We start from the raw sequence: 22,234 nt of genomic DNA, 5'->3' as shown, positions 1-22,234 counted from the left end.
AGACGGCGCTGTACGGACGGTGCGTCGGACGGACCGTCGTGACGACGACGGCCCGAGTCGGTTACACTACCGGACAGGTCGTCCTGAGTGTTTCGACTGGAGTGGTGAGAGGGGAGCCGCGATCAGTCGGCTACGGCTGCGCCTTCCGACGCGGTCTGTCCCTCGTCGAGGACCGCGTGACTCTGGAGCAGGATGATCCCGAAGCCGATCTTGGCGGTCAGGTCGAGCACCATGAACGCGGCCGTCTCGATCGGGAGACCGACGAGTCCGAGGCCCTCGGTCCCGACCAACCACAGGACGGGGTACACGAGCCACAGGACCAACACCAGGTTACGCAGCGTCGAGAACTTCGACTGCAAGTCACCCGAGAGTTCGCTCGCCCGGTCGGTGAGGTTGCTGAACAGGAAGTACAGCAAGACCAGCAGGAAGCCGGTGCTGATACCCCACCAGACGAGGCGTTCGGCACCCGCCGAGAGGACGCCCGAGCCCGCCGACAGCGTCGCGAGCGCACCGGTGCCGATCATCAGCACGTCCAGACCGACCAGCGAGTAGATCGTGTTCCGGTCGGCCCCCGCGAGCAAGGCGAGGTCGTACAGCAGCAACGGCGTCGTGAACAGCCAGTCGGTGTATCTCGCCCAGTAGATCGCCCGTTCCTCGCCTCCGAGTTCGATGGTCGTGACACCGAAGCCAAGTGCCATCGAGAGGTAGTTCACGAAGGCGATCGCGGCGATCATGATCGTCGCGATGTAGAACTTCTGGCGACGCTGGTCGGAGACGCTCCAGCCCCTGGCGATGAAGTACAACATCCCCAGGAACATTCCTGCCGTCCCGACCCACAGGAATATGCTTTCGCCGCCCGGTACGTACGTACTCATGCCAGACTGTAACATGGTTCATGTTGTAATAACGGCCCGGCACTTAAACAGCCCATGCCAACAGGGATTGGTACACGTGCCGAACCCCGACGAGGAGACGCGAGCCAGACACAGACACGAGATAGAGCGGCTTCGTCAGTTCGGCAAAACCTGCCGAAAGAAAAACCACCAGACGGCGATGGGACTCGTCGGCCCGGCCGAAGACGACTGCTCGACACCCGATCGGCTCGCATCGAGGCGGTCGCGTCGAGAAAGTGCGGCCGCTGGCGATCCGATCACGACTGGCGAAAAATGGACGGGAACGAGGCGTCAGTCCGCGGTGACTTCCTGGGTCTCGTCTTCGCGGTAGTGTTCCTCGATCAGGTCCTCGTCGATACGGTTGAGTGCGTCCTTGGGGAGCATCGAGAGGAGGTCCCAGCCGAGTTCGAGCGTCTCGTCGATGGAACGATCGGTGTCGATTCCCTGGTCGACGAACTCCGTCTCGAACCGGTCGGCGAAGTCGAGGTACTTGTTGTCCAGGTCCGAAAGCGCCTCGCGGCCGACGATGTTGACGAGGTCGCGCAGGTCCTCACCTTCCGCGTAGGCGGCGAAGATCTGGTCTTTCACGTCGGCGTGGTCGGCGCGGGTCAGTCCCTCGCCGATCCCGTCGTCCATCAGCCGCGAGAGGCTCGGCAGGACGTTGATCGGCGGTTCGATCCCCTGGCTGTTGAGGTCCCGATCGATGTAGATCTGACCCTCGGTAATGTAGCCGGTCAGGTCCGGGATCGGGTGCGTGTCGTCGTCGCCCGGCATCGTGAGGATCGGAATCTGGGTAACAGAGCCCTCGCGACCCTCGATCCGACCGGCGCGCTCGTAGAGCTGTGCCAGGTCGGTGTACATGTATCCGGGGTAGCCACGGCGACCCGGGACCTCTTCTCGTGCGGCACCGATCTCGCGCAGTGCCTCACAGTAGTTGGTCATGTCCGTGAGGATCACGAGCACGTGATACCCCTTGTCGAAGGCGAGGTACTCCGCGGTCGTCAGTGCGAGCCGCGGGGTGAGCGTCCGCTCGACGGCGGGGTCGTCTGCGAGGTTCATGAAGACGACGGAGCGTTCGAGTGCGCCGGTGCGCTCGAAGTCGTCCATGAACTCGTTTGCCTCTTCCTGGGTGATCCCCATCGCGCCGAAGATCACTGCGAACTCCGAGCCCTCGTCGTCGTCGCCTTCCTCTTCTTCCGGGACGCTCGCCTGACGGGCGATCTGGAGTGCCAGGTCGTTGTGGGGCAGCCCCGACGCCGAGAAGATCGGCAGTTTCTGACCGCGAACGAGCGTGTTCATCCCGTCGATACCGGAGACGCCAGTCTGGATGAACTCCTCGGGGTACTCCCGAGAGTAGGGGTTGATCGCCTTGCCGACGATGTCACGTCGCTCGTCCGGTTCGATCTCGGGGCCACCGTCGATCGGGTCACCGGAACCACTGAGGACACGCCCCAGCAGGTCCTCGGTGAGCTTCATCTTCATCGTCTCGCCGAGGAAGCGCACGGAGGAATTGCGGTCGATCCCCGTCGTTCCCTCGAAGACCTGGATCGCGACGTAGTCGCTCGTCGATTCCAGCACCTGGCCGCGGCGAACGTCGCCGTCGCCGGTGTCGATCTCGACGATTTCGTCGTAACCGACTGGCTCGTCGACTTCCGCGAACACCAGCGGGCCGCTGATCTCCGTGATTGTCTCGTATTCTTTCTTCATCGTTAGTACAGCTCCTGAATTTCGCTCTCGATGTCCGCTTCGAGTTCGTCGATGTACTCGTTGTAGTCCTCCTGGACACCGATCCGATTGAGCCGCGGGACGGCATCGAGATCCGTCAGCTCCTCGACCGGGACCCCGGCGTCGAGCGCGTCGAACGCCTCGTCGTTGTAGGTCTTGATGGCGTCGAGGATACGGTAGGTCTTCTCGGGCTCACAGTAGGTGTCCGTCGGGTGGAACGCGTTCTGCTGGAGCCACGCCTCACGCAGGTAGCGTGCGACTTCCAGCGTGAGCTGCTGGTCTTCCGGCAGCGCGTCCTTCCCGACGAGCTGGACGATCTCCTGGAGTTCCGCTTCCTCGTCGAGGGTGTCGATACCCCACTGGCGCTTCTCCGGCCAGTCGTCGCGGACGTTCTCGACGAACCACGGGTCGAGCTGGTCGCGATACAGGGAGTACGACTCGTTCCAGTTGATCGACGGGAAGTGGCGACGTTCCGCCAGGTCTGCGTCCAGCGCCCAGAACGTCTTGACGATACGCAGCGTGTTCTGGGTGACCGGCTCGGAGAAGTCCCCGCCCGGCGGCGAGACCGCCCCGATGACGGAGACCGACCCTTCGGAGCCGTTGATGTTCTCGAAGTAGCCGGCCCGCTCGTAGAACTCCGAGAGGCGCGCGGCGAGGTACGCCGGGTACCCCTCTTCGCCGGGCATCTCTTCGAGTCGGGAGGAAATCTCCCGCATGGCCTCGGCCCACCGAGAGGTGGAGTCGGCCATCAGTGCCACGTCGTAGCCCATGTCACGGAAGTACTCCGCGATCGTGATTCCCGTGTAGACACAGGATTCGCGGGCTGCGACCGGCATGTTCGAGGTGTTCGCGATGAGGCAGGTCCGGTCCATCAGCGCGTTGCCGGTGGTCGGGTCCTCCAGTTCGGGGAAGTCCTCGATCACTTCGGTCATCTCGTTGCCACGCTCGCCACAGCCGACGTAGACGACGATGTCCGCGTCGGCCCACTTGGCGAGCTGGTGCTGGGTGACCGTCTTTCCCGAGCCGAACGGGCCGGGAATCGCGGCCGTCCCACCCTTCGCGATGGGGAACAGACCGTCGAGCACTCGCTGGCCGGAGATCAGTGGCGTGGTCGGCGTCTGCTTCTCCTCGGAGGGGCGCTGCTGGCGCACCGGCCACTCCTGGCGCATCTGGATCTCTTCGCCGGTGTCGAGTTCGACGACCGGCTCCTCGACGGTGAAGTTACCCGACTCGGCGGCGACGACTTCGCCGCCGTCGGAGTCGGGCGGCACCATCACTTTGTGGTCGATACTGGGCGTCTCGGGGACGGTCCCGACGATGTCGCCGCTGGAAACTTCGTCTCCAGCCTCGACTTCGGGCTCGAACTCCCAGGTCTTCTCTAAGTCGATACCGGGAGCGTCGACGCCGCGGTCGAGGTAGGGCGACCCCATCTTCTCTTCGAGAACGTCCAGCGGGCGCTGGACGCCGTCGTAGATCGCGTCCAGCATCCCCGGACCCAGGTCGACGGACAGCGGGGAACCGGTCCCTTCGACCGGTTCGCCCGGAGAGACGTCGGAGGTCTCCTCGTACACCTGGATCGTGGTGATGTCGCCTTCGATCTCGATCACTTCGCCCATCAGCCCTTCCGAACCGACGTACACCACGTCGTTCATCCGGGCGTCGAGGCCGGTCGCCGTGACGACTGGCCCCGAGACGCTGTCGATGACGCCGTCTTCACGGACGTCGGATTCTGTCGCTTGACTCATATTAGTCTTCCTCCATCAGGTCGATTCCGATCGCGCGTTTGATCTGGTCGCGCAGGCCACCACTGCCGGTGCCGCCGCCGAGTGTCACCATCACTGGTTCGACGCTCGTCTCGGCGTCCTTGCGCACCCCGCGCGAGAGGTGTGCAAGGTCGTCGTCGTGCATCACGATGATCCCGATCTCCTCGTCGTCGAGCATCTCCTCGACGGCAGCGTCGAGTTCCTCGTCTTTGTCCGCGTCCGGCACGTCGGCGAACTTCCGTACGCCGGCCAGCCGGAACCCCGTCGTGAAGTCGGGACTGCCGATGACACCGATCTCCTGACTCATAGTATCACCAGCTCCTGTTCGATCTCGTCGCTGTCGAGTCCGGCCTCGCGGCCCCGAGCGATCGCTCGGATGTTGTCGACCTCGCGCTCCTTGGCGAGGATATAGGACAGGACCGGACAGACCGACAGCGGGTAGCGGTTCGACAGCTGGTCGGAGTACTCGAGCAGTGCCGCGTCGAGGGCGTGCTCGAACTCGATGAGGCTGTCGGCCGCTTCGAGCGTGTCGAGTGCCGCGTCGAGGTCGTCGCCGTACGTGCTCTCACGAACTCGCTGGACGAGCTGGTCGGTGCTCGTGGCGAGTGCACCGATCTCGTCGGCGTCGAACAGGCGACCGCCCTCGATGTGGTACTCGGCCGGATCGATCTCCGCCCCGCTGCGAGCGAGTCGAAGGGCGTTCCGGAGGTTCCGGAAGTCGATCTCGGCCGTGAGAAAGGAGACGTACAGGCCAGTCGGCGAGTCGACTTCCGGCTGCGTGGGCAGCCCAGAGAGCAACACGTCGTAGAACGCCCGGTCGAGCGCGTTCTCGAGCGGGACGAGCACGCCGCTGTCCTCGTAGTCCTGGTACGCCTCGGCGAGGTCGTCGCCGAAGATCGTGCCGTCGAGGAGTTCGACGACCTCCTCGATCGAACCGGCGGCGACCAGCTGGTCGAGCAGCTGTTCGGACAGTTCGCCGGCACGAATCAAATCGTCCTCGACCTCGCTGGCGTCGGCTTCGGAGTACAGCCCCCGGACGATCGTCTTGACGTTCCACACGTCGAATTTCCGGAGGTAGCGGGCGACGTAGTCGTACAGTCGTCCGTCCGACCAGCGCAGCAGATCCTCGAAGTGCTTGGCGAGGTTCCGGTTCAGCGCGTACTCGACGAGGTCGACGCCGCTGTATCGCGCTCCCAGGGCGTTCATCTCGGTCTCGTACTCCGTCTCCTCCATGAACCGGGAGATCTCGGATGGGCCCATGCGGACGAGCTTCCGGTAGTCGTCGTCGTCGAACAGCTTCGCTCGACGAGAGCGGACACGCGTGATGACGTACTCGTAGTTTGCGCTTTCCCAGTTCTGTTCTTCGAAGCGTACGGTCATTGCTCCTCGAAGAGCCGTGAACTGATGTCTCGCAGATTGTTCTCCCAGACGTCGTCGAGAACGGAGTCGAACGTGTTGTTCACGCTGATACGCGAGCTCTCGCTCTCGACGACGACCCCGCCCAGGCAGTCGTACTCGCCGGCCAGCTCGTAGCCGTCGTAGTCGGCGAGGATCGACTCCAGCAGGTCGGCGTCGTCGGCTCGCCCGTACACTTGCACACTGGCGTCGTCGTCGAACTCCGCCGTGGCAGCGTCCAGCAGCGTCCGCGTCAGCTCTTCTCGGCGATCGCCCTCGAGGGAGGCGATCTCCGCTTCGACGCTGTCGCGGACCGATTGGAGTACGTCGCGGCGAGCCTCGAGTCGCTCCTGCTTTGCCTCCAGTTTCGCACTGGAGAGTTTCTGCTCTCGCTCCTGCTCGATTTCGCGTTCGACCTCGGCCTGTCGCTCGTCGCGGATCTCGTCGGCGTCGGCCTCGGCCGCCTCGATGATCTCTTCGGCGCGCTCGTCGGCGTCGCTACGAATCTCCTCTGCACGCGCGCGGGCCTCGTCTCGGATGTCCTCTGCGACTGTTTCAAGACTCATAAATGGGTTTGAAAGGGGTGGAGTCTACTGTCCCAGCGTGAGGAACACGACGACCAGTGCCAGAATGACGATGGTCTCCGGGAGCACTGTCAGAATCAGGCCACGACCGAACATGGAGTCGTCCTCCGCGATCGCACCGACTGCGGCGGCACCGATTCCACGTTCCGCGTAGCCTGCACCGATTGCGGCGAGTCCGACGGCCAGCGCGGCGGCGGCCAGCGGTGGGATTGCAGGTGCAGCAGCGGTACTACCGACAAACGCTTGGAGTAGTGCGGATGACATTGTTGGAATCCTGTAGTTGGTTCCGGACAAGCGCATATGACCATACCGGAGTCATAAAGCTTCCCAAAACAGATGGTCACGGCCCTGCTCGGCTGGTTTGGGCCGTCTCGGCTGGGTCCTTGGGACGTGAACGCCTAGCAAGTACTCGGCCACGGACCGGGTGAAATTAGTTGGGACGGACGACCCGCGACGCGGCGCTGTGGCGAGAAGTGACTGTTCGAACCGCAGATCGGATCTTAAACAAACGATCATCTACAGAACGTGCGGATATTTGCCTGTTTTGTAATCGCCGTGGGAGACTCGTTGGCCAACAGACATTCTCGGAACGCCGCCGGGGTCCGACGGCGCGCACCCCGACTGTCGCCGGCATAGCGTGTCAGACGACGACACCGTACCGGTCGCTATCGCGTTCGCTCGACACGGGACATCGTTCGGTTCAGACCTCGAAAATCGATTACGTCCCGAAAAACGGCCGGGAGGATGTCAGTCCTCGGTCGTGAACTCGCGATCGTACCCGAACGGCTCGTAGGCCTTGCCGCCGCCCTCGAAGAACTTGCCGAAGAACTCGACGTATTCGAGACGGACGGCCTGGAGGCCGGCAGAGGTGATCCCGAGCACGAGCACCAGCAGGTGCCCGAGTACCAGGAGGACGATCCCGAACAGGAGGCCGACGATCGCCATCGACCCGTCGAGGTTCAGCAGTCCCTGGAAGACGACGTCGTCGGCGACCGGCTCCTCGGACATGAACCAGATCAGGTGGAACTCACCACCGTGCAGGGTCGCGCCGAACACGAGCAGGTTGACGGCCAGTGCCATCCCGGCCTTGGCCAGCAGCACCGCAGCGATCCGGGTGTAAGAGACGACGTGCCCGAAGCCCTGGGTGATCGACTCGATGAGACCGATCCCGCCTTCGGCGGCGATGACCATGACGAGTCCGACGATCGTCATCGCCAGCGCGACGCCGACGACCATCGTGAAGCCGACACCGGGGACCGTGAACCGGAACAGCTCCAGAACGGGGAAACCGGTGAAGCCGATCGGCAGCGCCGCGCCGTCACCGCTCCCGAACACCTCGAACATGAACGCGGGCTTCGGTCCCATGGCGGTCCGGGTGAACACCCACAGCCAGAGGCCGACGGTGAAGAGGATCCACGAGCCACTCTCCATGATCGCCTCACCGAGGCCGTGATCGAGGTTGTTGTAGAAGTCGAAGATCCGGCCCACGACGAGGTGGAGCACGCCAGCGATGACGCTGACGAGGAGCCAGGCCTGTCCGTACGCCAGGTAGTGTGGCTGGAGCCCCTTGTGGATCGGCGGATGACCGTTCCAGAGGATATCTCCGAGCTGGTGGAGACCGAACAGTTCACCGTACAACACGCCGAAGATGGCGGTAAACAGGCCAGACAGCAGGCCGACACCGCCCAGGCTCTTGACCACGTCGTTGTCGAAGGACTTCAACAGCCAGTAGCCAAGTCCCATGTAGAGGACCCCGTAGCCGAGGTCACCGATCATGAACCCGAAGAACGCCGGGAACGTGAGGAAGAAGACGACCGTCGGATCGAGTTCGTCGTACTGAGGTCGGTTGATGATCTCGACCAGCGCCTCGAAGGGCTTGACGACGCCGGGATTGTCCTGGATGACCGGCGGGCGGCTGTCGCCCATCGTCACGAGCCCACCGTCGGCGGCGACCTCCTGACTCTCGGTCTCGTCGCTGGCCGACGCTTCGACGGTCTCGCCGGTCGACGCACCGCCCGAGCCGCCGGAGTCGTCGGTCTCGACCGTCTCGGTGGACTCCGGATGACCCTCGTCGCTGTAGTCTGCGCGTTCGAGTTCGTCTACCTCGATCGCCTCGCCGACGGCGTCGGTCAGTGCTTCCGCGAGGTCCGCGTACCGATCCGAGGGGATCCACCCCTCGGCGACGAAGGCGTGTTCCGTCGTCGCGAACGTCAGCGGTGCCTCGCTCTTTTGGACGTCGATCGCTAGCTTCTCCTCGGCCGCGAGCAGGAAGCCGGCGACGTCGAGGCGCAGGTCTTCGAGTTCGTCCTCGACGGTCGTGAGCTTCGATTCGAGTTGCTGTTTGCGGTGCTGGAGTTCCTCGCGGTAGGACTCGGGGTCCGCCTCGCTGTCGGGGACGGTCAGCTCGGTGAACGTCGCGCTGACGAGGGCATCCTGCAGTGTGTCCTCGTCCGTGCGTGCGGCCACCGCGATGACGTCGTCTTCCTGGAAGAACTGGTAGAGGTCGACGTCGCTGTGTGCGAGTGCGTCCCGGACGGTCTCGATGTCGCCTTCGCCGACGACCACGGACAGGTTCTCGTACCCCTGGAGGAGGTCCAGATCGATCCCCAGCGTGACGAACGGGTCGATCGTCTGGATCTCGTCTTCGATCGTTCGGAGTTCGTCAGTGAGTTCGTCGCGTCGGTCGTCGAGTTCGTTGACCGTCTGACGGATCTCTTCGAGTTCCTCGTCGAGTGCCTCGTCTGTCACCAGCCGCGTCGGGCCGGCGTCGGCCTCGTCGACGTCGAGGATCGACTTGAGCGATCGAACCGTGACGAGCTTCTCCGAGGCGTTTTCGGCCCCCTCGGCCGGGTCACCGGGTTCGAAGTAGTCCCACGAACCGTCGTACTCGGTGACGTGCAACAGTCCCAGGTCGTGGACGGTCTCGATGACGTCGTCCATGACGCGTTTCGAGCCGGTCACCGAGACGCGGCTCATTCGCTCAGGTCTGAGCATGTACCGCCTCCTCGAACAGTTCTGTGACGTGTTCGATCACGTCCTCGGTGCGCTCTTGGGCGCGCGATTCGAGATCGTCTCGGGCCTGCTCGCCCTCTTCGAGCAGTTCCTTGCGGTCGGCCTCGATTTCGGCACGAGCCTCCTCGAGACGCTCCTGGGCTTCCGATTGGGCCTCCTCCCGGGCCGTCTCGCGGATCTGCTCGGCTTCCTCGCGAGCGTCTTCGAGTCGTTGCTCACGGTCCTGTTCGGCCTCGTCGACAATGTCGTCGGCGTCCTGTTCGGCCGCTTTGATACGGTCGAGAACTTCTGGCCGTGGCATTCTCTAATCACCCTGACGTTGCTGTAGCGGCTATTTGGTAGTTGCGAAGTTGGCCCGGTTCTGTGGGGAGCGACGCGCCGTGAAAAAACGACGGGTGTCGAACGTCACCGGCCCAATGGACTGTCACCGCGACGACGATCCGGGGCAATTATGCTTGCCAAGCCCAAACCCTGAGCAATGGGAGTCCTCGAAAACAAGTCGCGTGCGCGGACGTTCTACAAGTACCTCTCGAAGGTGTACGACCGTGTCAACCCATTCATCTGGAACGAGGAGATGCGCGACGAGGCGATCGCGAAGCTCGACATCGAACCGGACGATCACGTCCTCGACGTGGGGTGTGGCACCGGCTTCGCCACGGAGGGACTACTCAAAGCGACCGAACACGTCTACGGACTCGACCAGAGCGCCCACCAACTGGAGAAGGCGTACGCGAAGTTCGGCAAGCGTGGTCCGGTCGCGTTCCACCGCGGCGACGCGGAACGGCTCCCCTTCCAAGACGACACCTTCGACGTGGTCTGGTCGTCGGGATCGATCGAGTACTGGCCCAACCCCGTCGACGCGCTCGAAGAGTGTCGACGCATCACCAAGCCCGGTGGACAGGTGCTGATCGTCGGCCCCGACTACCCGAGCCAGAGCGTCTTCCAGAAGCTCGCGGACGCGATCATGCTGTTCTACGACGAGGACGAGGCCGACCGGATGTTCGAAGACGCCGGTTTCACAGACTTCGAGCACTTCATCCAGCAGAACAGGCCGGGGAGTCCGAAGGCCATCACCACGATCGCACGCGTCCCCGAGTGAGACAGCCGGTAACGATCGAGAAAAGCCGTACGAGACGGTCGGGGACCGTCGTGAGGACTCGCCGCGTCGGTGTGACGACGCTTGCACAGGCCGTCAACTCGCCGTCGTGCGGACGATCCCGACGGTCGTGTCACCGGTGAGGAGCCGGACCACGACAGTATCCCCAGCTTCCGGTAGCGGTGCGTTCGTCGACGCGATTCGAAACGATCCGCGTTCGCCAGCTCTCCAGGTACCGTCGTCGGCGCTGTTGAACGGGCCGGTGGGGCCGCCTCGAAACCCCTCGGCGGCGAAGAACGGCACCGGCGGCTGGGCGTCGAGTTCGTCCCCGCCGACGGTGACGACCAGTCGGAGTCGCTCGACGGAGACGGTGTCGCCGCCCCGGTGTGTCAGGACCAGCGTGTCGGTTGCGGCGTCGGCCGTCAACGAGAACGACGCCGTCGGTGCCGGTGTCGGGGCATCGAGAGCGACGGCAGCGGTGCCGACCGCGGTCGCGGCCAGTACCGTCAGCGCGAGCAGTAGCGCGACACCGACGACCGGCGAGGTGGCCCGGTCCATACGGCCGGTGTGGCCCGTTCCGGTTTGAACGTCAGGGTGGCAGCCGGGCGTCGAGGACGGTGCCGTCGTCGGTGCTGACCGTCAGCGGAACGCCGGGCCGTGGTTCGACGGTCCAGAGCGTCCCGTCCTCACCGGTCGTCCCGACGTACTCGCCGTCGATCCGAACGGTACCCGACACCGGCTCGCCGGTCACACTGTCGACCAGCCGGACGTGCATCGGCCCGGTTTCGTACGTCCGGTTGATCTGGAGCCGGAGCGAGTCGTCCTGTTCGGTCACCGTGTCGGTGACTGGAATCGCCGCCAGCGACTGGCGCTGGCGTTCGCGGAAGACGTTGGTGGTCCCACCGTCGAGATACGCCGTGAGGTCGCCGCTGGTGTACTCGGCACGGAACCGGTAGATGCCGGTCTCACCGAGTGCCTGGCCGGACGGCGAGGTGTCGTTGGTCACCCAGGGGTACAGCTCGATGCCGCGACGGTTGGCCGCGTTGACCAGATAGAGATCGCTCTCCCGGAACTGATCGGTGGCGTCGGGCCGGCGCTCGTCGGCGAGATACGTCTCGCGGTAGTACGAGTCGCCGTCGACCATCGCGAGCGTGTACCCCGAGTCCGAGCTCTCGACGTAGATCGATTCGATCCTCCGGTCACCGGTGACGGCCTCGCTGGCACGCTGGGCGACCGGCCCGCGGAGCACCTCGACTTCGCCTCTGAGGTTCTCGATACGCGTGTCGAGTTGTCGCGGGAGCGAATAGCTCGACCGTCTGGCGACGTCTTTGACCCGACCGATCGTCGCCGAGATCTGCCTCGCCTCGGTGTCGATCAGGGCCATCGTCCGAACGAACTTCGTGGTAGAGATCGTCCCGGACGCGTACGCCTCGATGGCACCGGCACGTCGGACGCGCAACTCGTCGGACCTGGTCTCTGCCCAGCTCACTTCCGAGCGGATGATCTCGGACCGCTCGCTGGTCGAGGAGGTGTCGTAGAACTCGTTTTCGAAGGCGGTCGTCCGATGCTGTCCGCGAAGGGACGCGGCGTCGGTCGCGACTGCCGTCCCGATGTTGACGTTGACGGCTCCGTGATCGGAGATCGTCACGTTGCCAGGCGGAATCGTCAGGTAGTTCGCGAACTCTTGGATCGGGACGATCACCGGCGACGGATCGTCGAACTGCGCCGCTGTCCCCTGTCCAGCAGGGACGGGACCCGCAGCCACGGCGGGCAGCGACAGCACGACGAAGAGGAGGGCGAGGATCGAGACGGTGGCGGGACGCATTGTTACGCCCTTCTCCCCCGTCCCACAAAAATCCCTCTCTTCCGTGGGACCGTCGTTCTCCGACGAGAGTCCGCGAGACGTTTCAACGACGGCGCTGACGTTTTATCCCGTGATGGAAAGCGTTTTCCTCCCGGGCAGCACAGTCACGGGGTGAAGATGTCACACCGGTTACGAGCCGCCCACTTCGCCCTCCTGCTGGTGGTGCTCTCGGCACCAGTTGCGGCCACCAGTGGCGTGGTCGGCGGTGTCGACGCCCAGCAAACCCCCCCGCAGACAGCGTCGTCGACCGCCAGCCACACGACGATCCTGATACAGCTTCGGTCTGACGGTAACGCCACGTTTTCTATCACGGCCAGCGGCTTCGACGTCGCGAGCGAGCAGGAGCGAGACAGTTTCAACACGACGGCAGAGCGGTTCACCGAGGGCGAAGCGGACACGCTCGGGCTGTCGGCGTTCCGGCGGGCGAACACGGCCGCGAGCGAGGCGACCGGCCGTCCGATGGAACTGCGCGACGTACGACGAAGCAGCAACCTCACCAACGGGACGCTGACGCTGTCCTTTACCTGGACCAACTTCGCGCGCTCGGAAGGGGAGACCCAGTACGTCGACGACGTGTACAACACCACGGATCCCTGGCTGACCGGTCTGGAAGCGGATCAGACGCTGATCCTCAAGTTGCCGCCGGATGCCGTGATTCGGACAGTCCCCAAAAAGGTACGCAACGGACAGATCGTCTGGGAGGGGCCGACGACGTTCACGGAGTCCGAACTCGAACTCGCCTACAATCCCGGAGCAGAGGGGCCGTCGGGATCGCCCTCCCCCGGAGCGGGTCCCGGTGAGGATCCCGACGGCGGATTGTCGCTGCTCTGGGGTGGCCTCGCCCTGATGGGTGCCGTGGTCGCCGTCTCCGGGGTCTACGTGCTGTTGCTTCGGGACGACAGCGTGATCGACCGCGACGCCTTCGACGGTGGTCCCCTCGCAGAATCCGACGACGACGGGGACGAACCACCCGCGAGTGCGTCGACAGCGGCCCCGACGGAGAACGACGACGCGCCCGACCAAGAGATCGACGAGGAGCTGCTCAGCGACGAGGAACGCGTCGAACTCCTGTTAGAGCGCAACGGTGGACGAATGAAGCAGGCGAACATCGTCAAAGAGACCGGCTGGTCGAACGCGAAAGTCTCGCAGCTGCTCTCCTCGATGGAAGAGGACGGCCAGATCGACAAGCTCAGAATCGGACGCGAGAACCTGATCTCGTTCCCGGACGAGGACGTCACGGACATCGAGAACTGAGACCGTCGTGAACCCCGGATCGCGGATACGGCGGGGAGCGTCGGGAGCCGAAAAACTCTCGTCGCGTGGTCCGTGGTTCGGAAACGTTTATTCGGTGGCCGGCCCCACTGCGTGGTATGAAAGTCCTTGTCACGGTAAAGGAGGTGACCGCAGTCGACGACGAGTTCGAGATCGACGGACTCGGCATCGACGATCGGTACGTCACGGCCGACCTCAACGAGTGGGACGAGTACGCCGTCGAGGAAGCCGTCCAGCTCTCCGAATCGCTCGACGACGTCGAGGTCGTGACGGTGACGATCGGCCCCAGTGACAGCGAGGAGACGATCCGACAGGCGCTGGCGAAGGGTGCCGATCGCGCGATCCGTGTCTGGGACGACGCGCTCGACGACGACGCGATGCTCGATCCCGCGACGAAAGCGCGCCTGCTCGCGGCCGTCGCCGAGCAGGAAGATCCCGACCTGATACTCACGGGCGTCCAGTCGGCCGACGACAGCCTCGGCGCGACCGGCGTGACGCTTGCCGACCAGCTGGGGACCGAGTGGGCGGCCGTCGTCAACGCGCTCGACCTCGACGCCGAAGCGGGCGTCGCACACGTCCACCGCGAACTCGAAGGCGGCGTCGAGGAGCTGACCGACGTGGAGCTGCCCGCCGTGTTGACGATTCAGACCGGGATCAACGACCCCCGATACGCCAGCCTCCGCGGGATTCGACAGGCCCAGAGCAAGGAGCTGGCCGAGAAGACCCTCGACGACATCGGGCTCGACGCGACGGCGCTGGACAGCCCGATCGAACAGACCGCGCTGTACGAGCCAGAATCCGAGGGTGACGCGACGCTGTACGAAGGCACGCCCGAGGAAACGGCCGGCGAGCTGGCTGGCCTGCTCGCCGAACGGGGGGTGGGCCAATGACGGTCCTGGCCGTCGCCGAACACCGCCGCGGCGAGTTGCGAGCCGTGAGCCACGAACTCGTGACCGCCGGCCGCGAGCTGGCCGACGCGACCGACGGCGACCTCCACGTGGCCGTCGTCAGCGGCTCGGTCGAGGAGTACGCCGATCGGCTCGACCGCGAGGGCGTCGACGTGATCCACACGGTCGCCCACGGCGAGGAGTTCAACCACGACGTGTACACGCAGGCAGTCACGCAACTGGCCGACGAGATCGATCCCACGGTACTGCTCATGCCCCAGAGCGTCAACGGGCTCGACTACGCGCCGGCCGTCGCGAACCGGCTGGGCCTGCCGCTGATCACCGACGCCGTCGATCTCGCCTACGACGACGGCCTGACTGCCACCCGAGAACTGTACGGCTCGAAGGTCGAGACCACGATCGACAGCCACGCCGACAGCACCGCGGTCACGATCAGACCCGCCGAGTGGCCCGCAGCGGAGGGCAGCGGCGACGCCACGGTCGAACCCTTCGAGGCGACGATCGACGAGTCGGCGATCCGCTCGACGGTCACCGGCTTCCAGGAGGTCGGCGGCGGCGACGTCGACATCTCGGAAGCCGACGTACTCGTCTCGATCGGTCGCGGCATCGAGGAAGAGGAGAACCTCGATCTGATCCGCGATCTGGCCGACACGCTCGACGCGACGCTGTCGGCGTCCCGGCCGATCGTCGACAACGGCTGGCTACCCAAAAACAGGCAGGTCGGCCAGTCGGGCAAGGTCGTCACGCCGGACGTGTACATCGCCATCGGCATCTCCGGCGCGGTACAGCACGTCGCCGGGATGAAAGGCGCAGACACGATCGTCGCGATCAACGACGACCCCAACGCGCCGATCTTCGACATCGCCGACTACGGGATCGTCGACGACCTCTTCGACGTGGTGCCGGCACTGATCGAGCAGTTCGAGTGAGAACGCCGTCGCTCGTCGGTGTTCGAGAGACGGGGTAGGAAAGCCAGCGAGAACCACGCGTGGAAACCACGCGGGCCGAAAGATCGCTGGCCGACCGTGCCGTCGTGTGTACGTCTTCGCTACCGGTACAAGAGGGCTCCGGTGTCGGGGCCGGCCGAGACCGGCACGGGGGCGGCGACCAGAAGCAGACGGATGAGTAGGTACTTTTTGGGGTAGTCCTAAGGACCGATGATGGAGTACTTACAGCGGCGTCGGGACCGCGTCGAGGAACGGCTGGAGGCCGTCCTCGACGGGGTCGAACCCGACGAACTCGCCGACGAAGTCCGCCACGTGGCCCTGGCCGGCGGGAAGCGCGTTCGGCCGACAGTGACGGTGCTGGTCTGTGAGGCGCTGGGCGGAGAGCCCGCCGACGCGGTGGAGTTCGCGGTCGGGATCGAACTGGTCCACAACGCCTCGCTGGTGATCGACGACATCATCGACGAGTCCGACGTGCGTCGCGGGACGCCCTCGGCGTGGGCGGCCTTCGGCCACGGGCCGGCCATCATCGCCTCCGACGGGCTGCTGGGCGAAGCGTTCGCGCTCTTTTCCAGCGACGAGCGAGCCATGCAGGCCGTGACCGAGTCGATGGTCGAACTCGGCGAGGGCGAGGCGACCGAGCTCGTCAGCCAACCGACCAACGAGACCGAGTACATCGAGCTGGCCCGCCGGAAGACCGGCGCGCTGTTCCGGGCGGCGGCAGAACTGGGCGCGATCGCGGCCGACGCCGACGCCTACACGGTCGAGGCTTTCGGCCAGTACGCCGAGCGGGTCGGCGTCGCCTTCCAGATGCGCGACGACGTGCTCGACGCGACGGCCGACGCGGAGAAGCTGGGCAAGCCCGCCGGTCAGGACGCAGCGATGGACCGCCCCTCCTTCGTCGAGGTGACCGACCTCACGCCAGCGGAGGCCAACGAACGGGCTCGTGCGGAGTCCGACGCCGCGCTCGAAGCGCTCGCGACCGTCGACACCGACGACAGCCAAGCGACGGAGTACCTGCAGGATCTGGCGGAGTTCGTGGTCGTCCGCGAGCGGTAGCTACCGCCCGTGGAACCGATACAGCGAGGTGACGTAGGGCAGCCGGTTGAACAGCCAGATCGCGACCGGGATGCCGACGATCGTCATCGACAGCGCGGCGGCGACGTTGGCCCACAGCCACGAGAGCCACCAGCCCACGAGCACGAAGTAGATCGCCCGCACCACGAGCGGGTGCTGTGACGCGCCGGCACCGTCTTCTAGCGACCGAGGTTCGGCCAGCGTCAGCGCCGTCGGGACGAGGTTGATGAGCTTGATCCCGAACGGGAGCAGGATCACGGTAACGTTCAACAGCCACGCGACGTTGACGACGATCGGCGTGAGCCACCAGCCCACGAGGACGAACCAGAGGGCACGGACGGCGAAGGAGCGCTGGGTCATGTCGAGGGGTAGACGATCAGTGGGTATATGCTTGCTGTCGCGGGTGGAGCACAGTGCTTAAGCGACGGCTGGGACTATCCCAGCACCATGAGAGTACTCGCGACGGTCGGGCTACCGGGCAGCGGCAAGGGCGAGGCCGCCAACGTCGCCCGCGAGCTGGACGTGCCGGTCGTGACGATGGGAGACGTGATCCGGGCGGAGTGTCGGGACCGCGGCCTGGATCCGGCGACCGAGCACGGCCGCGTGGCGACGGCGCTGCGCGAAGAGAACGGGCCGGCGGCCATCGCCGAGCGGTCGCTCCCGCTGATCGAAGACGAGCTCGCGTCGAACGACGCGGTGCTGGTCGACGGCGTCCGGTCGGACGTGGAGGTCGACGCCTTCGAGGCGGCGTTCGGCGCGTCGTTCTCGCTGGTCAGCATCGAGGCACCGTTCGAGGTCCGGAAAGCGCGGCTGGCAGAACGGGGCCGGGACGGCGACCGCGACGACGGCGGGGAATCCCTCGAAGAGCGCGACGAACGCGAGCGAGGCTTTGGCATGGACGCAGCGATGGAGCGGGCCGACGTACACATCGACAACACCGACAGTCTGGAGGCGTTCCAGTCGAAAGTGCGGACGCTGCTGGCCGACGGCGTCGACGCCTACCGGAGCCAGTACGACACCGCGGAGGGAGACGCATGAGCACGGTCTACAGCGTCGACGTGCGGGTGACTGCGCCGGTCCACGACACCGAGGTGACGGATCGAGTCGCCGACGCCGTCACCAACATCTTCCCGGCGGCCGATCCCAGCTACGAGGGCGACCAGATCGTCGCGACGTGTCACGACATGAGCCACGTCTCGGAGCTGCTCCACCGCGAGGAGATCCTCGACACGGCGCGGGGCGTCTTCCTCGACACGCTCGACGACGAAACGTTCACCTTCGAGTTGAACAAGCAGGCGGCCTTCGAGGGGCGGATCAACTTCTCGGTCGGCGGTCCCGCAGAGCTCGGGGACATCCACGTCCGAGTGCGCGTGACCGAGCCGTCGGCCGAGGCCTTCATCGACGCCATTGCACCGCCGACCGAGGACGGCGCACCCATCGACACCGAATGAGTACCACGACGGCGATCTGTTTCGACCTCGACGGGACGCTGGTCCAGTACGATCGCTCGTTCGACGAGATACTGACGACCGCCTTCGAGCGCGAGCTCGGGACCGCGACCGAGGAGATGGTCGCGGCCTACGAGAGCGGTTTCTTCGACGCGTTCGAGGGGTGTACGCCGGAGCCGTACCACGCGGGGATGCGGGCCGCGCTGGCGGAAGCCGAGATCGACGCCGACGTGGACGCGCTCGTGGCGGCGCTGCGAGCCGAGGAGTTCGCGGCGACCAGCGTGTCGTCGGCCGCGCGAGACTGTCTCTCGGAACTGGGCGCGGACGAGGCGACGACGCTCGTGGTCTGTAGCGACGGCGTCGGCGAGTGGCAGCGCGCGAAGATCGGCCACCACGACCTTGGCGCGCACTTCGACGAGACGGTGATCTCCTACGACGTGGGCGGGCACAAGACCGACGGCGATCCCTACGACGCCGTCCGCGAGCGTGTCGACGCCGAGGAGTACGTGATGGTCGGCGACAGCCACGAGTCGGACGTGGTGGCCGCCCGGGAGGCCGGTTTCGTCCCGGTGCAGTACGAGGACGCCGAGACGGACCTGTTCGCGATCCTCACCGCGATGCTGTGATCACTCCTCGAAGCCGCTGACGAAGATCGCGACCGACTCGCCGATCTCGCGGCGGCGAGAGAGTCTGACCTCGTCGACCCACTTGACCCACTGGAGGCCGCGGCGTCCCGGCGCGACCAGTCGCATCGGCGCGCCGTGGCCGTGCGTGAGGGGGTCGCCGTCGACGTGGGTCGCCAGCAGTGCGTCCTCGGCCTCCGAGATGGGCAGCGACCAGCGATACCCCGTCACGGAACGGAACTGGACCCACCGGGCGGCGTCGTCCGGTTCGACCGCGGCCAGCAGCTCCGCGACTGCGACGCCCTGCCAGTCGTGCTCGGAGTACCAGCCGCTGGTGCAGTCGAGGACGGCCCGCTGCTCGTCGGCACCCTCGGGATCGTCCAGTTCCAGATCGTCGACGCCGAACGTCGCGGGATTGGCGACTCGGCCGGTGACCGATAGCGCCCACTCGTCGTGGTCGATCGGATCGGGATCGTCGGCCATCCAGCTCGTCGGCGGGAAGGCGTTGCCCTCGTCCGTCCCGACCTCGCGGGAGCCGGTGAATCGCCGGTCCGCGCCGGCCGTGTCGAGGACGTCGTTGAGCACTCGCTGACTCCGCCAGGTCAGGGCCGCGATGCCGGCGATCCCGGCGTACTGCAGTGCTGTGCGGCGGTCTCGGCTCGGCACGTCGCGTGGGTCGTGAAAGCGATGGCGAAGGTGCAAGAGGAGGACGACCGGGACGACCAGCCCGACGCCGATGTGGAGGTTCAGCAGGCCCCAGGGACCGATCGAGACCGAACCGCCCAGCACCCACCACAGCCCCGTTGCGAGCGCCGCCGCGGTGACGACAGCGAGAGACAGCGAGAGGACGCGCGGCCCGGTCAGGCGGTCGGGCGTGACTCGGGGCGCGACTCTGCGGAGCTTGAAGACGAGGAGGACGACCAGCCCGATCCCCGCGATCGCGTGGAGATCGAAGACCCAGGCCTGTGCGGGGACGCCCGCGACGAGGCTGTAGAAACCCGTCGCGAGAATGAGCGCGACCGCGGCGGCGAGGCTCCAGTCGAGGACGCGCGGGCCGGGTTCCAGCCACCGGAGCGGCCGCCCGGGAAGCCAGTCGGGTCGGCGCATACCCCAGCTTGGGGCCGGATCGGTTTGTGGGTGTCGCGGGCGTCGGCCCACGACGCTCGCGAGCAGTCAGTACGACGCCGCGGCGACGACCGTCCCGTTCGCGGCGCGCAGGGTGGCGGTGTCGCCGTCGTTGTTCCAGATCGGGCCGTTCCCGCGGTAGAACTCGGTGGGAGTGTCGGTCCCCGATCCGGAGTAGAGTCGGACCGAGCCGTTCGCGGGCACCGTCGCGCTCGACGGGAAAGTGTAGCTGTGGCCGGCCTCGTCGGTGAGCGTCCAGTCGCCGATCGCGAGCGGGTCGCCGCCGTGGTTCGAGACGACGACGAACTCGCCGTTGGGGTTCTCGCGGTCGTCGCCCGGCGCGTCGGCGACGATCCGGAGGCCGACATCGCCGGTCGGCGTGGCCGGGTCCCCACAGGCCCAGACGCCGCGGCCGGCGTCCCGCGCGGCCCGTTCGTGCTCGTAGAACCGTTCCGACCGCGAGAACGCGCTGTCGTAGACCCGCGCGTGACCCGCCTCGACGAGCCGTTCGTTGGCGTCGACGCCGTCGACGACGAGGTAAGCCAGCAGCCGATCGTAGCGGTCCCGTCGGTCGGCCTGCGGGTCGACAGCGACGACGACCGGCTCGCCGCCGACGAGGGCTTCCAGCGCGCGGGTCGCGTTGCCGGCGGCCCGTTCGAGACAGGCACGGCCGGCCGCGGTGTCGGGGACGCCCTCGAACTCCGCGGGGTTCGTCCCGCCGCGGGTCTCGGGAGTGTCGATCCCGAGCAGCCGGACGGTGTCGAACGTCCCGTTGTCGTACCGGATCTCGACGGTGTCGCCGTCGACGACGCGGGTGACCGTGGCGTCGACGGTGTCACTCCCTGCCGGGACGGCGTCGCCGGGCGCGGCTGGCGTCTGTGGCCCGCCCGAGAGACAGCCGGCGAGGGCGGCCAGAGTCAGCACGGCGACGAGCAGTGAACACCGACGGTCCATCGTGTGTCCGGTGGCCGGGGAGACCCAAAGCTCTAGCGTCGGGACACGAGATTGATGTGCGAGGGCGGTGCAGTGACGGACGATGCCCTCCAAGCTCCGCGACCCTCGCGTCATCGCCGCCGTCGGTGGGATCGTCTACGCGACCGTCGTGTTCGCGTGGCTGCGCGCGAACGGCGTGTACTGGGCGACCGACGACGTGGCCGCGACCGCCTTTGGCGTCGGCTACGCCCTCGTTGGCCTCTTCCTGATCGGTGCCGTCCCGCTGTACCTGCTCGCTCGGCTGTCACTGGTCACGCCGGCCGCCGCGACCCTCTGGGTGCTCGGCGATACGGTGTATCAGTGGGCCTACGGCACGCACCTGCATCCGCTCAGTTCGTACCTCGTCGTCTGGCCGCTCCTGCTGGGGTTCGCACTCCTCCCCGGACTCGTCGAGGCACTCGTCCGGTACGGGACCGATCGGTTCGTCGACCGGGGCGGACTGGGACCGCTCGTCTAGGGGACGAGCAACAGGACCACGGCGAGCGTGATGAACACGACCTTCAGCGTCGTGTTGACCGCGATCACCTTCGAGCCGAAGTCGGCCCCCCAGATGCCGTACTGGAACGGGATCGAGCGCTTGAACGTCGAGACGGCGAAGGAGACGATCCCGCCGACGAGCATCGTCGCGACGGCCTGACGAGGGGTGAAGGTCCCGTTCTCGATCAGCGGCGCGAGGACGATCGAGCCGTTGGTGGTGTCGATAGTGTAGACCGCGACGACGCCGACGGCGGCGCTTGGCAGGCCGACGGCGCTGGTGAACGCGCCGACGCTCTCGGACAGCGACGGGACGACGCTGGCCGCGCCCGACTCGCTCAGGGCACCGACCAGCGTCACCAGCGCGGGGATCTCGCGCCAGGCGACGAGGACGGCGACGATCGCGTAGATGACCAGCAGACGTGGCAGGATGTCCCGGAGCTTCTCGGCGGTCGACGCCGCCGCGTCCCGGACTTTCTCGTGGGCGGTGTCGTTCTCCTCGGTCGGGTCCTCCACCTCGGGCATCCGGCTGCGGTCGACGTTGCGGTTCGAGAGGAGGAGTGCGCCTGCGAGAATGCCTACGAGCGTAATCGCCAGCGAGATACCGGCGCGAGCGCCGACGTACAGCAGTCCCACCCGGAGCCCGAGGATCGGGATCAAGACGGGCGCGTAGAAGGTGAAGATGTGCTGGGCGAAGCCGAAGAACGTGTTGATGGTGACGGCCACCAGCGTCGCGCGGTCGTCCAGCACGCCCGACTCGCGGAACTCCGCGAGCATCCCGTAGCCCGCCGTCGGCGAGGCCGTCGTCGCCAGGATCGCGGTGCCGACCTCGCGGGGGAGGTTCGCCGGCTCGGTGAGGTACTTCGAGAGCGTCGCGATATACTCGACGATCCCGAAGGCGACGGCGAGATCGGCGAGGAACACGCCCAGCGCCAGCGTGACGGCGATGGTCCCCACCCGCGGGAGTACCGTCCCCCAGAGCAGATCGACGACCGGCCCGACCGACTGGAGGGCGACGTGTGGCTGCACGGGCGGTGC

24 protein-coding genes are annotated in these 22,234 nt (G+C 66.1%); 9 read left to right on the top strand and 15 right to left on the bottom strand.

The genetic code is table 11. The annotated features are described in order from the left end of the window. Positions 1-122 precede the first annotated feature (122 nt). The 9 genes from AC5FRZ_RS03490 to ahaH all read right to left on the bottom strand — a co-directional run bounded on the left by AC5FRZ_RS03490 (position 123) and on the right by ahaH (position 9,673). Complete coding sequence (locus AC5FRZ_RS03490; protein WP_153552414.1) at positions 123-875, bottom strand: bacteriorhodopsin; 753 nt, start codon at positions 873-875, stop codon at positions 123-125. A 309-nt stretch (positions 876-1,184) separates the two neighbouring features. Then, positions 1,185-2,600 carry a V-type ATP synthase subunit B gene (locus tag AC5FRZ_RS03485; RefSeq protein WP_153552413.1) on the bottom strand — a complete coding sequence of 472 codons (1,416 nt, stop codon included), beginning with the start codon at positions 2,598-2,600 and terminating at the stop codon, positions 1,185-1,187. 2 nt (positions 2,601-2,602) lie between these two features. After that, entirely contained in the window at positions 2,603-4,363 is a 1,761-nt protein-coding gene (locus AC5FRZ_RS03480) for an ATP synthase subunit A (RefSeq protein WP_170093433.1), read from the bottom strand. A gap of 1 nt (position 4,364) precedes the next feature. Then, positions 4,365-4,688 carry a V-type ATP synthase subunit F gene (locus AC5FRZ_RS03475; RefSeq protein ID WP_153552411.1) on the bottom strand — a complete coding sequence of 108 codons (324 nt, stop codon included), beginning with the start codon at positions 4,686-4,688 and terminating at the stop codon, positions 4,365-4,367. Then, complete coding sequence (locus tag AC5FRZ_RS03470) at positions 4,685-5,761, bottom strand: V-type ATP synthase subunit C (protein WP_170093432.1); 1,077 nt, start codon at positions 5,759-5,761, stop codon at positions 4,685-4,687. The genes AC5FRZ_RS03475 and AC5FRZ_RS03470 overlap by 4 nt, the downstream gene beginning before the upstream one ends. Beyond that, entirely contained in the window at positions 5,758-6,342 is a 585-nt protein-coding gene (locus AC5FRZ_RS03465; protein WP_153552409.1) for a V-type ATP synthase subunit E, read from the bottom strand. The genes AC5FRZ_RS03470 and AC5FRZ_RS03465 overlap by 4 nt, the downstream gene beginning before the upstream one ends. Before the next feature lie 24 nt (positions 6,343-6,366). Continuing rightward, a complete protein-coding gene (locus AC5FRZ_RS03460; protein ID WP_015762244.1) occupies positions 6,367-6,624 on the bottom strand; it encodes a hypothetical protein in 258 nt (85 codons plus the stop codon). 483 nt (positions 6,625-7,107) lie between these two features. Then, positions 7,108-9,354: a V-type ATP synthase subunit I gene (locus AC5FRZ_RS03455; RefSeq protein WP_170093431.1), complete on the bottom strand. Its 2,247-nt coding sequence runs from the start codon at positions 9,352-9,354 to the stop codon at positions 7,108-7,110. Further along, complete coding sequence (ahaH, locus tag AC5FRZ_RS03450) at positions 9,341-9,673, bottom strand: ATP synthase archaeal subunit H (RefSeq protein ID WP_170093430.1); 333 nt, start codon at positions 9,671-9,673, stop codon at positions 9,341-9,343. Before ahaH ends, AC5FRZ_RS03455 begins: the two co-directional genes overlap by 14 nt. Before the next feature lie 177 nt (positions 9,674-9,850). Between ahaH and AC5FRZ_RS03445 the strand changes: the two genes are divergently transcribed. Then, positions 9,851-10,471, top strand: coding sequence for a methyltransferase domain-containing protein (locus tag AC5FRZ_RS03445; RefSeq protein ID WP_493563864.1), 621 nt, complete (start codon positions 9,851-9,853; stop codon positions 10,469-10,471). A gap of 93 nt (positions 10,472-10,564) precedes the next feature. Here AC5FRZ_RS03445 and AC5FRZ_RS03440 read toward each other — a convergent pair whose 3' ends face one another. Next, positions 10,565-11,026 (bottom strand): type IV pilin domain-containing protein, encoded by a 462-nt coding sequence (locus AC5FRZ_RS03440; RefSeq protein ID WP_493563863.1) that lies wholly within the window; start codon positions 11,024-11,026, stop codon positions 10,565-10,567. A 31-nt stretch (positions 11,027-11,057) separates the two neighbouring features. Then, complete coding sequence (locus tag AC5FRZ_RS03435; RefSeq protein ID WP_372479659.1) at positions 11,058-12,293, bottom strand: DUF7096 domain-containing protein; 1,236 nt, start codon at positions 12,291-12,293, stop codon at positions 11,058-11,060. Between the two features lie 156 nt (positions 12,294-12,449). Here AC5FRZ_RS03435 and AC5FRZ_RS03430 point away from each other — a divergent pair, with 156 nt between their 5' ends. The 4 genes from AC5FRZ_RS03430 (at position 12,450) to AC5FRZ_RS03415 (ending at position 16,515) form a co-directional block, all read left to right on the top strand. Beyond that, positions 12,450-13,586 (top strand): helix-turn-helix transcriptional regulator, encoded by a 1,137-nt coding sequence (locus AC5FRZ_RS03430; protein WP_493563862.1) that lies wholly within the window; start codon positions 12,450-12,452, stop codon positions 13,584-13,586. A gap of 116 nt (positions 13,587-13,702) precedes the next feature. Then, positions 13,703-14,494: an electron transfer flavoprotein subunit beta/FixA family protein gene (locus AC5FRZ_RS03425; protein WP_372479661.1), complete on the top strand. Its 792-nt coding sequence runs from the start codon at positions 13,703-13,705 to the stop codon at positions 14,492-14,494. Then, positions 14,491-15,441, top strand: a complete 951-nt coding sequence (locus AC5FRZ_RS03420) for an electron transfer flavoprotein subunit alpha/FixB family protein (protein ID WP_170093424.1) — start codon at positions 14,491-14,493, stop codon at positions 15,439-15,441. The genes AC5FRZ_RS03425 and AC5FRZ_RS03420 overlap by 4 nt, the downstream gene beginning before the upstream one ends. A 231-nt stretch (positions 15,442-15,672) precedes the next feature. Beyond that, the gene (locus AC5FRZ_RS03415) at positions 15,673-16,515 is read left to right on the top strand and encodes a polyprenyl synthetase family protein (RefSeq protein ID WP_170093423.1); all 843 of its coding nucleotides are present in this window, start codon (positions 15,673-15,675) and stop codon (positions 16,513-16,515) included. Here the strand turns inward: AC5FRZ_RS03415 and AC5FRZ_RS03410 are convergent, their stop codons facing one another. Then, positions 16,516-16,893, bottom strand: a complete 378-nt coding sequence (locus tag AC5FRZ_RS03410; protein WP_493563861.1) for a YccF domain-containing protein — start codon at positions 16,891-16,893, stop codon at positions 16,516-16,518. An 87-nt stretch (positions 16,894-16,980) separates the two neighbouring features. Between AC5FRZ_RS03410 and AC5FRZ_RS03405 the strand changes: the two genes are divergently transcribed. From AC5FRZ_RS03405 to AC5FRZ_RS03395, 3 genes are read left to right on the top strand one after another with little or no spacing between them, the layout of a single operon-like run. Further along, the gene (locus AC5FRZ_RS03405; protein ID WP_170093421.1) at positions 16,981-17,571 is read left to right on the top strand and encodes an AAA family ATPase; all 591 of its coding nucleotides are present in this window, start codon (positions 16,981-16,983) and stop codon (positions 17,569-17,571) included. Continuing rightward, positions 17,568-17,984, top strand: a complete 417-nt coding sequence (locus tag AC5FRZ_RS03400) for an RNA-binding domain-containing protein (RefSeq protein WP_493563860.1) — start codon at positions 17,568-17,570, stop codon at positions 17,982-17,984. The genes AC5FRZ_RS03405 and AC5FRZ_RS03400 overlap by 4 nt, the downstream gene beginning before the upstream one ends. Further along, a complete protein-coding gene (locus tag AC5FRZ_RS03395) occupies positions 17,981-18,607 on the top strand; it encodes an HAD family hydrolase (RefSeq protein WP_493563859.1) in 627 nt (208 codons plus the stop codon). The genes AC5FRZ_RS03400 and AC5FRZ_RS03395 overlap by 4 nt, the downstream gene beginning before the upstream one ends. Here AC5FRZ_RS03395 and AC5FRZ_RS03390 read toward each other — a convergent pair whose 3' ends face one another. Both AC5FRZ_RS03390 and AC5FRZ_RS03385 read right to left on the bottom strand, forming a co-directional pair. Continuing rightward, positions 18,608-19,711 carry a molybdopterin-dependent oxidoreductase gene (locus tag AC5FRZ_RS03390; protein WP_493563858.1) on the bottom strand — a complete coding sequence of 368 codons (1,104 nt, stop codon included), beginning with the start codon at positions 19,709-19,711 and terminating at the stop codon, positions 18,608-18,610. Positions 19,712-19,777: 66 nt separating this feature from the next. After that, a complete protein-coding gene (locus AC5FRZ_RS03385) occupies positions 19,778-20,683 on the bottom strand; it encodes a lamin tail domain-containing protein (protein ID WP_493563857.1) in 906 nt (301 codons plus the stop codon). 82 nt (positions 20,684-20,765) lie between these two features. On the opposite strand from AC5FRZ_RS03385, the gene AC5FRZ_RS03380 reads away from it, so the two are divergent. Next, complete coding sequence (locus AC5FRZ_RS03380) at positions 20,766-21,179, top strand: hypothetical protein (protein WP_493563856.1); 414 nt, start codon at positions 20,766-20,768, stop codon at positions 21,177-21,179. Here the strand turns inward: AC5FRZ_RS03380 and AC5FRZ_RS03375 are convergent. Continuing rightward, positions 21,176-22,225 (bottom strand): nucleoside recognition protein, encoded by a 1,050-nt coding sequence (locus AC5FRZ_RS03375; protein WP_493563855.1) that lies wholly within the window; start codon positions 22,223-22,225, stop codon positions 21,176-21,178. The two genes, AC5FRZ_RS03380 and AC5FRZ_RS03375, sit on opposite strands and share 4 nt — an antisense overlap. Positions 22,226-22,234: the final 9 nt, after the last annotated feature.

It is taken from the genome of Halomicrobium sp. HArcht1-1 (assembly GCF_058933285.1).
This window is presented reverse-complemented; position numbering and strand designations above follow the sequence as displayed.